A 12,266-nucleotide genomic window follows, 5' to 3' on the forward strand; every position below is an offset into this window, starting at 1 on the left:
ATACTCAAAAAACCGCGCGATCACCCCGCGCGCCCGCTCGCCTTCTTCTTTTCCGCCACGACCTTTTCCGCCAGATCGCGCGCGATGGCGAAGGCACCTTTGATCCGGTCCGCCTCGCCCTTCCAGTCGCGCCGCACCACGATCTTGTTGTCGCGCACCTTGGCCAGACCCTTCTGGTCGTTGATGAATTCCACCAAGCCCTGCGGCGAAGCGAACTTGTCGTTGTGAAACTGGATCGTCGCGCCCTTGGGCCCGCCATCGAGCTTGGCAATCCCCGCCCGCTTACACATCGCCTTGATCCGCACCACCAGCATCAGCATGTTGACCTCGCGCGGCAGCTTGCCGAACCGGTCGATGAGCTCTGCGGCAAAGCCCTCCATCTCGACCTTGCTCTCCAGCCCGCTCAACCGGCGATAAAGCCCCAGACGCACATCGAGATCAGGCACATAGGTCTCGGGGATCAGCACCGGCACGCCGAGGTTGATCTGCGGCGCCCATTGCTCGTCACCCTCCGACAGCCCGTCGATCTGGCCAGACCTGATCTTGGCGATCGCCTCTTCCAGCATGGATTGATAGAGTTCATAGCCCACATCACGCATCTGCCCGGACTGTTCCTCTCCCAGCAGGTTCCCTGCCCCGCGAATGTCGAGATCCTGGCTGGCGAGCGTGAACCCCGCCCCCAGCGTGTCGAGACTGCCCAAGACCCGCAGCCGCTTTTCCGCGCCAGGCGTCAGCGGCACCCGCGGTTTGGTCGTCAGATAGGCGTAGGCGCGGGTCTTGGAGCGGCCCACCCGCCCCCGGATCTGGTAGAGCTGGCTCAGCCCGAACATGTCGGCGCGGTGAATGATCATCGTGTTGGCCGTCGGGATATCCAGCCCCGATTCCACGATGGTCGTGGCCAGCAGCACATCATATTTGCCGTCGTAAAAGGCGTTCATCCGGTCGTCGAGCTCTCCGGCAGCCATCTGCCCATGCGCCACTACATAGGACACCTCGGGCACCTGATTGGCCATGAACTCCTCGATCTCGGGCAGATCCTTGATCCGGGGAACCACGAAAAACGACTGCCCACCCCGGTAATGCTCGCGCAACAGTGCCTCGCGCACCGTCACCGTGTCGAATTCGCTCACATAGGTGCGGATCGACAGGCGGTCGACAGGCGGCGTGCCGATGATCGACAGATCCCGTACGCCCGACAGCGACAGTTGCAGCGTGCGCGGAATCGGTGTCGCGGTCAGCGTCAGCACATGCACGTCCGAGCGCAACTGCTTCAATCGCTCCTTATGCGCCACGCCAAAGCGTTGTTCCTCGTCGATGATCAACAGGCCAAGGTTCTTGAACCGCACGCTCTTGGCCAGAAGGGCATGCGTGCCCACCACGATATCGGCCTCGCCCCGGGCTACCGCCTCGCGGGTCTTGTTGGCCTCGCCCGCACTGACGAACCGCGACAGGGGCCGCACATTCACCGGAAAGCCCCGGAACCGCGCCGCGAATTCCTGATAATGCTGCCGCGCCAGCAGCGTGGTGGGCGCGATCACCGCGACCTGCAAGCCTGACATGGCCGCGACAAAGGCCGCGCGCATCGCCACCTCGGTCTTGCCAAAACCCACGTCGCCGCAAATCAGTCGGTCCATCGGGCGCCCCGCGCCCAGATCGGCCACCACATCCTCGATCGCGCGCAGCTGATCGTCGGTCTCCTGATAGGGAAAGCGCGCGGCGAACGCCTCCCAGGCGTGATGCTCGGCCTCGACCACCGGCGCGCGGCGCAATTCGCGCTCGGCGGCCACCCGAATGAGGCGGTCGGCCATCTCGCGGATACGCTCCTTGAGCCGCGCCTTCTTGGCCTGCCACGCGCCGCCCCCCAGCTTGTCGAGCAGCCCCTCGTCGTGGCCATACCGGGATAGCAGTTCGATGTTTTCAACCGGTAGATACAGCTTTGAGCGTTCAGCATATTCCAGCACCAGGCATTCATGCGCCGCGCCCGCCGCCGTGACCACCTCCAGACCCAGATAGCGCCCGATCCCGTGGTCCACATGCACCACCAGATCGCCCGCGCTGAGCGCCTGCGCCTCGGTCAGGAAATTCTCGGCCCGCCGCTTGCGCTTGGCCCCACGGATCAGGCGCTCGCCCAACACGTCCTGCTCGGCGATCACCGTCAGGCCGGGGGCCGTGAACCCCTGCTCCAACGGCCAGACCGCCAGATGCAACCCACGCTTGCCAAGCGCCTTGGCGCTGCGAACGGTGACCGCACCCAACAGGCCCTCATCCTCCAACAGGCCTTCGATCCGCTCGCGCGCGCCCTCGGAATAGGACGCGACAACCACCGGCCCCTCGGCCATCCGCGCCTCGGCATGATCCTTCAGAACACTGAAAAGATTGACGTTTTCCTGCTGCCGCTCGGGCGCGAAACTACGCCCGATGCGCCCGCCCGCGTCGATCACCCCCGGCCCGGTGGCCTGCGGCAGGGCCACGAATTGCAGCACGCGCCGATCCGCCACCGCAGCCTGCCACGCCGCGTCATCAAGATAGAGCAGCCCCGGCGGCACCGGTTTGTAGACCGTGTCGCCCCGGTTCTTCTGGCTCAGCGCATGCTGGCGCGCCTCGTATTGATCGGCAATGCTCTCCCAACGTGCCACGCGCGCCGACCCCACCTGATCATCCAGCGTGATCGACGCCTGCGGCAGATAGTCGAAAATCAGCTCCAGCCGCTCGTGAAAGAACGGCAGCCAATGCTCGACCCCGGCATGTTTGCGCCCCGCGCTCACCGCCTCGTAGAGCGGATCATCGGTGCCCGCAGCGCCAAACTCGATCCGGTAATTCTGCCGGAACCGCCGGATCGCGGCCTCGTCCAGGATGACCTCCGACACCGGGGCCAGTTCGATCCGCCCGAGCGTCTCGGTGGTGCGCTGCGTGGCCGTATCGAACCGGCGCAGCCCGTCGAGGATATCCCCGAACAGATCGAGCCGCACCGGCCCCGCCTCGCCCGGCGGATAGATGTCGATGATGCCGCCGCGCAGCGCGTAATCGCCGGGCTCGGTCACCGTGGGGGCCTGCGAAAACCCCATCCGCACCAGAAAATCGCGCAACGCCTTCTCGTCGATGCGCTCGCCCACGGCGGCCGCAAAAGCGGCCTCGCGCAGCACCTCGCGCGCGGGCACGGCCTGCGTCGCGGCGTTCAGCGTGGTCAACAGCACGAACTGCCTTGGCGCGCCATGCACCAACGTGGCCAGCGTCGCCATCCGCGTGGCGGAGATATCGGCATTGGGCGACACCCGGTCATAAGGCAGGCAATCCCAGCCCGGAAAGCGAATGATCGGCATGTCGGGGGCAAAGAACTCAAGCGCCGCCGCCATTGCCGCCATCCGCTTGTCGTCGCGCGCCACATGGATGACCGGCCCGCCGCGCGCCTCGGCCTCTTTCAGCACCAGCCGCGCGTCAAACCCTTCGGGCGCGCCGCCCACCTTGATGTGATCGCTCATTGCCTCACCCGTTCCGTCGCGCCGTGCCGGTCAGCTCAGCACGTTCGCGTTCATGTTCTGGTACATGCCCCATATCGCGGTGACAAAGATCGACGCCATGCCGATCAGCTGGATCTGCAACCTGTAGCGCTGAATGCGTTTGACCAGCGCCTCGCCCGCCAGCGCCCGATCCTGAATGATATGCGCCGCGCGCACCGACAGCATGGCAACCAGCAGCAGCGGAAAGCCCAGCAAAAAGATCGCCTGCGCGAATTCGTTGTCATAGACAAAACCGAGAAGCGCCACGCTTGTCACCGCAAACGCCACCAGTCCGGCCAGCAGCAAGCCGCTCTCGCGCGCGACAAAGAGAATGCGATTGGTATTGATCCGCACCATGTCTTCGAAATCGCGCATCGCCTCGCCACGCTGTGCCTTGCGCGCACGGATCGCCATGTCCCACGGCACGCCCAGCACCCAATGCGAGGCCGACGACCACGTCACAGCCAGCGCGATCCAATACCAAAGGTTGCTGAAAGAGCGCATGTCGATGAGCTCGAAAACGGTGTCGTACCAATCCAAGGCCGCGCCCCTGTTTCAATGTCGTCGCCCCTCTTAGCGCCCGTGCGCGGCAATTCCTACCCTTGAGATACGCGAAATTCCATGCCACTCAATTGGCGTTCCATCCTCGCCAGAAAGTCCGCCCATGCGCCCGACCCAAGCCGCCTTCCCCGCCACCCGCCTGCGCCGCACCCGCCAGTCGCCCGCGATCCGTGACTTGGTGGCGGAAAACACGCTGACCTCGGCCGATCTGATCTGGCCTGTCTTCGTGCGCGACGGCGAAGGGGTCGAGGAACCGGTGCCCTCGATGCCCGGGGTCATACGCCGCTCCATCGACCGCGTGGTCGAGGCCGCGCGCGAGGCCGCCGATCTCGGCATTCCGGCGATCTGCCTCTTTCCCTTCACCTCCGCCGAGAACCGCACCGCCGATTGCGCCGAGGCCTGGAGCCCCGACAATCTGAGCAACCGCGCCACCCGCGCCATCAAGGCGGCGGTGCCCGACATCGCGGTGATGACCGACGTCGCACTCGATCCCTATTCCGACACCGGCCATGACGGCTTTGTCGTGAATGGCGAGATCGTCAACGACGCCACCGTCGAGGCGCTGGTGAAACAGGCGCTGTCACAGGCCGAGGCGGGCGTCGACATCATCGGCCCGTCGGACATGATGGACGGGCGCATCGGGGCCATTCGCAGCGCCCTGGAGTCGGGCGGTCACCACAACGTGATGATCATGTCCTACGCCGCCAAATACGCCTCGGCCTTTTACGGGCCGTTCCGCGATGCGGTGGGCGCGGGCACGGCGCTCAAGGGCGACAAGAAGACATACCAGATGAACCCCGCCAATAGCGATGAGGCGCTGCGCCTTGTCGAGCGTGATCTCGCCGAGGGGGCCGATATGGTGATGGTCAAACCGGGCCTGCCATATCTCGATATCTGTCGGCGGGTTAAGGATAATTTCGGCGCGCCCACCTTCGCCTACCAGGTCTCGGGCGAATATGCGATGATCATGGCTGCCGTACAGAACGGCTGGATCGACGAGGAACGCGCCATGCTGGAAAGCCTGATGTGCTTCAAGCGCGCGGGCTGCGACGGTGTGCTGAGCTATTTCGCCCCCAAGGTGGCCCGCCTCTTGTCCTGAATTGGCCGTCACGCGCAAGAACCCGCGTAGCACCACAAGCGCTAGTGACAGCGTCGGCGTGCGTGCCTATACTGCGCACCATCAAGGCTGGCAGCAGACCAGCACTCCCAGAGGCAACGTAACGGGCATAGACATGAGCAACCTTTCACGACGCGGATTCACCTTCGGCCTTCTAGCCGGCACCCCACTGCTCGCGGCCTGCGGCAATGGCGTCGGTAGCCCCGGTGCGGCAAAGATCGACGCGCGCGTCGACGCGACCCTCAGCCACATGTACGCCAATTACCCCGGCACACGCGATCTTTCCGAGAAATCCTCGGGCATGCTGATCATGCCGGTGATCACCGAAGGCGGGTTTTTCGTCGGCGGCGGCTATGGCAAGGGTGCGCTTCAGATCGACGGCGTGACGGTCGATTACTACTCGGCCACCAAGGGCAGTTTCGGCTTGCAATTCGGCGCGCAGCAATTCGCGCATGTGCTGTTTTTCATGACCGACGAGGCGCTCGAACGCTTCCGTCGCTCCTCGGGCTGGGCTGCCGGTGGCGATATCGAATACGTGTTCAACGACCGCGGCGACAACCTGCGCGCCGAGACCACGACCGCGACGGCCCCCGTGGTCGCGGTGATCTTCGGTCAGGCCGGGCTGATGGCGGGCCTCTCGCTCGAAGGCATGAAATATACCCGCATCATCCCCTGACACAGGGCAAGGGTCAGACGGACGGCCGGTCCCGCACCGGCCGTTTCGCGTTGCCCCGCCCATCTTCCCGGCACCCGTGCTTTCTTTTTGGCAAAAATACTCAAATCTCCCGCATGCCGCCTGCACCACATCCGCCAATCTTCCCCCTAGCAAGCCCGCCCCCCATCGCCTAAGTTCATCCCCAAGCGAAACCGGCCCCGGGGGGCGTCATGAGTGAGACCGGACTACAGAAACTGGCGTTTTTCCTGCTCGTGGCGCTGATCTTGTTCGTCGCCGCCGCAGGAGGCGTGTGATGGCGCAGCGCTTCGGCGGAAAATTCAGCCCCGATGGCAATGGCACGACGCCCCCTGCCCCCACCGGCGGCTATCGCGACGCGCGGCGCACCCGCGCGGGCGGGCGCGTCAACCTGCTCTTTATGGCGCCGCTGCCTCTGGCGGTGCGCGCCTTCGCCTCCGGCCCGGTGGAAATGGCGTTCAACCTCGCCGCGCTCGGGCTGTTGCTGCTCGCCGCATGGCTCACCCGCGAGGGCATTCTTGCGCAAGAAGCCTATGAGGCGCGCAAAATCGCGCGCCGTCCCGCCATTCCGCGCAAGATTTTCGCCTCGCTGCTCACCGGCGCGGGGCTTGGCGTCGCGGGCTTTGCCACCGGCGGCGGCCTCATGGAGCCGCTGATTTACGCGGTCGCGGGCACCGCGCTCCACAGCCTCGCCTTCGGTCTAGACCCACTGCGTGACAAGGGCACCGAGGGCATCGACAGCTTTCAGACCGACCGCGTCGCCCGCGTCGTCGATCAGGCCGAAGACTATCTCAAATCCATGTCAGACGCGATCCGCCGCACCGGCGACCGCGCGCTCGAATCGCGCCTCGATCAATTCCAGACCACCGTGCGCGATATGCTGCGCACGGTCGAGGACGACCCGCGCGACCTGACCAAGGCGCGCAAATATCTCGGCGTTTATCTGATGGGTGCGCGCGACGCCTCGGTCAAATACGCCGATCTTGCCACCCGTGCACCCAACGCGCAGGCGCGCGAGAAATACCTCGCGCTGCTTTCGGACCTCGAACAGAATTTCACTGCCAAGACCCGCGCGCTCATGGCCGACAGCACCACTGACCTCGATATCGAGATCGAGGTGCTGCGCGACCGGCTGGAGCGCGAAGGCGTTCACCTTGAGACCAGAGATTTAGCGTAAGAGGATACCCCGATGTCAGAGACCACCCGCCAGCAGGCCAAAGCCGCCCTCGCCGATGTCGAGTCCGTCAGCCGCGCGATCCTGCCCGTGCCGTCGGACGCGGGTGCCATCGTCGCACTCGATCAGGCCGACGCGCCCCAGAGCGCCGAGATCACCCGCCGCATGGGTGAAATCGACATGGCCGACACCCAGTCCATCGTCTCTTTCGGCTCCGCCGCGCAAGCCGAATTGCAGGAAATCTCGCAATCCATGCTGCAAGGCGTACGCAACAAGGACGTGGGCCCCGCAGGCGACAGCCTGCGCGGCATCGTCACCACGATCCGTGGCTTCTCGGTCTCCGAGCTTGACGTGCGCCGCGAGCGGTCGTGGTGGGAGAAGCTCTTGGGCCGCGCCGCCCCCATCGCCAAGTTCACCGCCCGTTTTGAAGAGGTGCAGGGCCAGATCGACAAGATCACCGACGATCTGCTCCGCCACGAACACACCCTGCTCAAGGACATCAAGTCGCTCGACATGCTCTACGAGAAAACGCTGGCCTTTTATGATGAACTGGCGCTCTACATCGCGGCGGGCGAGGCCAAGCTCAAGGAGCTGGACGAAAAGGACATCCCCGCAAAAGAGGCCGAGGTGCAGGCCGCAGCCGAGAATGACCAGGTGATGACCGCGCAGGAATTGCGCGACCTGCGCGCCGCGCGCGACGACCTCGAACGCCGGGTGCATGACCTGAAACTGACCCGCCAGGTCACCATGCAATCCCTGCCTTCGATCCGCCTCGTGCAGGAGAATGACAAATCGCTGGTGACCAAGATCAACTCCACCCTCGTCAATACCGTGCCGCTGTGGGAAACCCAACTGGCGCAGGCGGTGACGATCCAGCGCTCGGCGCAGGCCGCCAAGGCCGTGCGCGACGCCAATGACCTCACCAACGAGCTCTTGACCGCCAACGCCGCCAATCTGCGCGAAAGCAACAAGATGATCCGCGAAGAGATGGAGCGCGGCGTCTTCGACATCGAAGCGGTGAAAAAGGCCAATGCCGACCTTATCGGCACCATTCAGGAAAGTCTCCAGATCGCCGACGAGGGCAAGGCCAAGCGCGCCAAGGCCGAGGAGGACCTCAAGAAGATGGAGGCCGAATTGCGCGACACGCTGGCCTCGGCCAAGGCGCGCAAGGATGGCGTCGGCGACACCGCCGGCACCGCCGTGCCCAAGGGCTGAACCGGGGCATGCGGGCAAAACGGTACAAGGCATGGATTGCGGGCGCGACCCTCGTGGCGCTCGCGGCCTGTGACGCGGCGGGGCCGCCGCCCGCAGAGCGCCCGGTGGCACGACCGCCGGGCGGCGCGCCCGCGCCCGATCCTGGCCCCTCGTACGAGAGCAGCGCGCTCGCCAGCTATTACGAACGGATCGAGCGCAACCTGCTCTCGCGCGGCCTGTTGCGCACCGATGGCGGCGGGCCGGACACGCCCTATACCGACACCGATCTCCTGCGCAATTTCGAGCGGATCGTGTTCTTCGACGAATACGCGCCGGGTGGCGGCTATCGCCCCTCCTCGGGGCGTGCAGGGGCCTTGCGCAAATGGCAAGGGCCGGTGCGCGTGGGCATCGAATTCGGCGCCTCGGTGCCGCGCGATCAGCAGGTGCGGGATCGCAACAGCATCACCGTCTATGTCAACCGCCTGGCGCAGGCCGCGCGCCACCCGATCCGCGCAGGCGCGCGCGATCCCAATTTCCACGTTCTGGTCATGGCCGAGGATGACCGCGCCGAGGGGCTCGCCCGCATCCGCGAGATGGTGCCGGATATCGACCCGGCCACGATGGGTATCTTCCGCTCCATGCCGCGCAGCATCCACTGTCTGGTCGTGGCCTTCTCGGGCAAGAGCGACCCCCACGTCTATACAAGGGCCATCGCCTGGATTCGGGCCGAACATCCCGACCTGATGCGCTCCTCTTGCGTGCACGAGGAACTGGCGCAGGGGCTCGGCCTCGCCGATGACAGCCCCGCCGCGCGGCCTTCGATCTTTAACGACGACGACGAATTCGCCTGGCTCACCACTCATGACGAAGAGTTGCTGCGCCTGCTCTATTCCCCCGATCTCAAACCCGGCATGACCCCCGACGAGGCCCGCCCCATCCTCCGCCGCCTGCTGGATGAATGGCAGGCGGGACCGGTCTGACCCCCCGATTACAGGAGCTTTTCACATGCCCATTTTCGATTTCCTCTCCGGCCAGTTCATAGACGTCATCCACTGGACCGACGACACCCGCGACACCATGGTCTGGCGTTTCGAGCGTGAGGGCCATGAGATCAAGTACGGTGCCAAATTGACCGTTCGCGAAGGCCAATCCGCCGTCTTCGTCCATGAGGGGCAGCTGGCCGATGTGTTTACCCCCGGTCTCTATATGCTCGAGACCAACAACATGCCGATCATGACCAGCCTGCAACACTGGGATCACGGCTTTCGCTCGCCGTTCAAATCGGAAATCTACTTCGTCGCCACCAACCGGTTCACCAATCTCAAATGGGGCACCAAGAACCCGATCATGCTGCGCGATCCGGAATTCGGCCCGACCCGCATCCGCGCCTTCGGCACCTATACCGTGCGCGTGATCGACGCAGCCAGGTTCCTGTCGGAAATCGTCGGCACCGACGGCGAATTCACCATGGACGAGATCAGCTTCCAGATCCGCAACATCATCGTACAGGCGTTCAGCCGCATCATCGCAGGCAGCGGCATCCCGGTCCTCGACATGGCCGCCAACACCGCCGATCTGGGTACGCTGGTGGCCGGTGAAATCACCGCCGTGGTCGCCGATTACGGGCTGGAAATTCCAGAATTCTATATTGAAAACATATCCTTGCCACCCACCGTCGAAGAGGCGCTCGACAAGCGCACCTCGATGGGGCTTGCGGGCGATCTGGGACGATTCACCCAGTATTCCACCGCCGAGGCAATGACCTCGGCGGCCAAGAACCCGTCGGGCGGCGGCGGCATCGGTGCGGGTCTCGGCATGGGGATGGGCATGGCCATGGCGCAGCAGATGGCCGAGCAAAACCGTAATCCCGGGCCATGGGGCGCGCGCCCCGAAACAGCGCCGCCGCCCCCACCGCCCCCGGTCGAACATGTCTGGCACATTGCCGAGAACGGCCAGACGTACGGCCCCTATTCCAAGGCCCGCCTCGGCCGCATGGTGACCGAAGGCAGCCTGACCCGCGACAGCCATGTCTGGACCGCCGGTCAGGATGGCTGGAAACGCGCCGAGGACGTGACGGAACTGGCGCAGCTCTTCACCGTCATGCCGCCGCCCCCGCCGGGCGCGTAAACTCGAAATCGAATTGAGGTTATCAGTGCGAAAATTTGATGAGAAAACCAAGCAAGCGATGAAACACTACGTCTATGCTCTTATGGATGATAAAAAAATTTTCTACGTCGGTAAGGGGCAGGGAAATCGTGTTTTTGACCATATCCAAGAAAGCGTCGCCGACAGAGGTGGTCCTGGTTTTTCGACCAGATTGCAGCCTTGTTAAGGTGGGTCAGGGTTTCATTTAGGCTGCTAATCTCATTGGTTCTGTTTTGCTGGCATAAGCCTCGTCCGGGGTCAATATGCCGTGCGTCGAATGGGGTCGCTCAGCGTTGTAATAGGTCAACCACTTTCTGATCCCCATCCGCATTTCTGAACCTGTTTCAAAAGCGTTCAGGTAGACGCATTCATACTTCAGAGATCGCCAAAGCCTTTCGATCATCCGGTTGTCACGCCATGCGCCTTTCCCATCCATGCTGATCTTGATCGTTGCATCGGTCAGCACGTCGATCCAAGCACCGCTGGTGAACTGACTGCCTTGATCGCTATTGAAGATGTCCGGCGTGCCGTGCTTGGCCAAGGCCTCTTTCAGGGCCTCAACGCAGAAGTCCGCGTCCATGCTGTTTGATAACCGCCACGCCAAAACCTTCCGGCTGTACCAATCCATGATTGCGACCAAGTACAAAAAACCCCGACGCATGGGAATGTAGGTGATATCTGCGCACCAGACTTGGTTCGGGCGGTCAATCACCACGTTTCTCAGCAAATACGGCCAGATCTTATGCTGCGGATGTTTCTTGCTGGTGTTGGGCTCCTGGTAGATCGGGACCAACCGCATGAGGCGCATCAAACGGCGGACACGATGGCGCCCGCACGAATGGTTGTTGCGCTGCATGTAACGCGCCATTTGGCGTGATCCGTACCACGGTGTTTCCAGGAACTGCTTGTCGATTATTTCCATAAACCGCAGGTTCTCGGCGCTTTCGCCGACAGGCTGATAGTAAAGCCGTGACCGCGATAGCTGCAACAGTTCGCACTGTTTACGCATACTTAACTTATGATCCCGGCTCACCATTTTTTGCCTCGCGTCCCGAGCAACTGATGCGAGGCTTCGGCCAAAAAATCACGCTCCACCACCAACTGGCCGATCTTGGAATGGAGTTTGTCCACTTCGGCGGCACTCACCTGTTCCCGCGCGGTTCCCCGTCGCGCAAAGGCTGTCGCCATGTTTTCAATTGCTGCCCGTTTCCAAGTGCCGATCTGGGTTGGGTGGACGCCGTACTTCTTCGACAACTCGGCCAGCGTCATCTCATCACGGATCGCCTCAAGCGCAACCTTGGCTTTGAACTCGGGCGAATGGTTCCTTCGTTTCTTCATCCTGGATCACTTCTTTCGTCATGCGATCCACCTTAACAACTGGTCCAAATTTTCGCGACCACCTGTGACGATCAAGCATGTTCTGCGAAACTCCAACTAATAAGAAAAATCAAGAACTCAGGAAAATACGTTAGACACATAATAATAAGACATGGCTTGACGGAGAGAGAAGCTCTTTTGCTTGAAGCGACCATAATTGATCTGTGGGAATTTGAAGAGAAAGGGCTGACGAACAAAGCATCAGGTCATCGAACAATTGAAAAGGGAATTATGACCGCAGACGATATCGTGAGAACTGTAAATGCTGAGCCGGTACAGGCTTTTGAAGAGCCGAGTATCGTCATAAATATTAACAGGACCTACAGGAGAGGTAGCGGGCCCAAAGGCATTTTGAAGTGGTCCCAGAAAACTGGACAGTCGGCTAAGGTGTATCCCAAACCTTTGAAGGGATACGAGAATGGCGAAGCGCCGGAACTTTACAGACCAGTTTAAGGCCAAGGTGGCGTTGGAAGCGCTACGTGGTGACAAGACCGTGCAGGAGATCGCGGC

The 12,266-nt window shown here is 62.7% G+C and carries 10 protein-coding genes; 7 read left to right on the forward strand and 3 right to left on the reverse strand.

Annotated features, from left to right (window positions below; all coding sequences use genetic code 11):
- Positions 1-20: 20 nt before the first annotated feature.
- Entirely contained in the window at positions 21-3,479 is a 3,459-nt protein-coding gene (mfd, locus tag BHD06_RS15640) for a transcription-repair coupling factor (protein WP_080457908.1), read from the reverse strand.
- 30 nt (positions 3,480-3,509) lie between these two features.
- Entirely contained in the window at positions 3,510-4,037 is a 528-nt protein-coding gene (locus BHD06_RS15645) for a component of SufBCD complex (RefSeq protein ID WP_176214374.1), read from the reverse strand.
- Positions 4,038-4,161: 124 nt separating this feature from the next.
- Between BHD06_RS15645 and hemB the strand changes: the two genes are divergently transcribed.
- From hemB to BHD06_RS15675, 6 genes are all read left to right on the forward strand, one after another.
- Positions 4,162-5,157 (forward strand): porphobilinogen synthase, encoded by a 996-nt coding sequence (hemB, locus tag BHD06_RS15650; RefSeq protein WP_080457909.1) that lies wholly within the window; start codon positions 4,162-4,164, stop codon positions 5,155-5,157.
- A 133-nt stretch (positions 5,158-5,290) separates the two neighbouring features.
- Positions 5,291-5,851 carry a YSC84-related protein gene (locus BHD06_RS15655; protein ID WP_080457910.1) on the forward strand — a complete coding sequence of 187 codons (561 nt, stop codon included), beginning with the start codon at positions 5,291-5,293 and terminating at the stop codon, positions 5,849-5,851.
- Between the two features lie 292 nt (positions 5,852-6,143).
- Positions 6,144-7,043: a 5-bromo-4-chloroindolyl phosphate hydrolysis family protein gene (locus tag BHD06_RS15660; RefSeq protein WP_080457911.1), complete on the forward strand. Its 900-nt coding sequence runs from the start codon at positions 6,144-6,146 to the stop codon at positions 7,041-7,043.
- A 12-nt stretch (positions 7,044-7,055) separates the two neighbouring features.
- Positions 7,056-8,255, forward strand: a complete 1,200-nt coding sequence (locus BHD06_RS15665) for a toxic anion resistance protein (protein ID WP_080457912.1) — start codon at positions 7,056-7,058, stop codon at positions 8,253-8,255.
- A gap of 8 nt (positions 8,256-8,263) precedes the next feature.
- Positions 8,264-9,214 (forward strand): DUF2927 domain-containing protein, encoded by a 951-nt coding sequence (locus BHD06_RS15670; RefSeq protein ID WP_080457913.1) that lies wholly within the window; start codon positions 8,264-8,266, stop codon positions 9,212-9,214.
- Positions 9,215-9,239: 25 nt separating this feature from the next.
- Entirely contained in the window at positions 9,240-10,361 is a 1,122-nt protein-coding gene (locus BHD06_RS15675; RefSeq protein ID WP_080457914.1) for an SPFH domain-containing protein, read from the forward strand.
- 223 nt (positions 10,362-10,584) lie between these two features.
- Here the strand turns inward: BHD06_RS15675 and BHD06_RS15680 are convergent.
- A protein-coding gene (locus BHD06_RS15680) for an IS3 family transposase (RefSeq protein ID WP_254892442.1) occupies positions 10,585-11,717 on the reverse strand; the annotation gives its coding sequence in 2 pieces (ribosomal slippage) (positions 10,585-11,438 and positions 11,438-11,717; 1,134 coding nt in all).
- 48 nt (positions 11,718-11,765) lie between these two features.
- On the opposite strand from BHD06_RS15680, the gene BHD06_RS24790 reads away from it, so the two are divergent.
- Positions 11,766-12,209 (forward strand): hypothetical protein, encoded by a 444-nt coding sequence (locus tag BHD06_RS24790; protein ID WP_376764855.1) that lies wholly within the window; start codon positions 11,766-11,768, stop codon positions 12,207-12,209.
- Positions 12,210-12,266 lie beyond the last annotated feature (57 nt).

This window comes from Roseovarius sp. A-2 (genome assembly GCF_002072155.1).
GTDB lineage: Bacteria > Pseudomonadota > Alphaproteobacteria > Rhodobacterales > Rhodobacteraceae > Roseovarius.

Bases quoted from the DNA above. Each gene is read 5' to 3' on its own strand.
- mfd (WP_080457908.1), bottom strand. From the start codon at position 3,479: ATGAGCGATCACATCAAGGTGGGCGGCGCGCCCGAAGGGTTTGACGCG.
- hemB (WP_080457909.1), top strand. From the start codon at position 4,162: ATGCGCCCGACCCAAGCCGCCTTCCCCGCCACCCGCCTGCGCCGCACC.
- BHD06_RS15655 (WP_080457910.1), top strand. From the start codon at position 5,291: ATGAGCAACCTTTCACGACGCGGATTCACCTTCGGCCTTCTAGCCGGC.
- BHD06_RS15660 (WP_080457911.1), top strand. From the start codon at position 6,144: ATGGCGCAGCGCTTCGGCGGAAAATTCAGCCCCGATGGCAATGGCACG.
- BHD06_RS15665 (WP_080457912.1), top strand. From the start codon at position 7,056: ATGTCAGAGACCACCCGCCAGCAGGCCAAAGCCGCCCTCGCCGATGTC.
- BHD06_RS15670 (WP_080457913.1), top strand. From the start codon at position 8,264: ATGCGGGCAAAACGGTACAAGGCATGGATTGCGGGCGCGACCCTCGTG.
- BHD06_RS15675 (WP_080457914.1), top strand. From the start codon at position 9,240: ATGCCCATTTTCGATTTCCTCTCCGGCCAGTTCATAGACGTCATCCAC.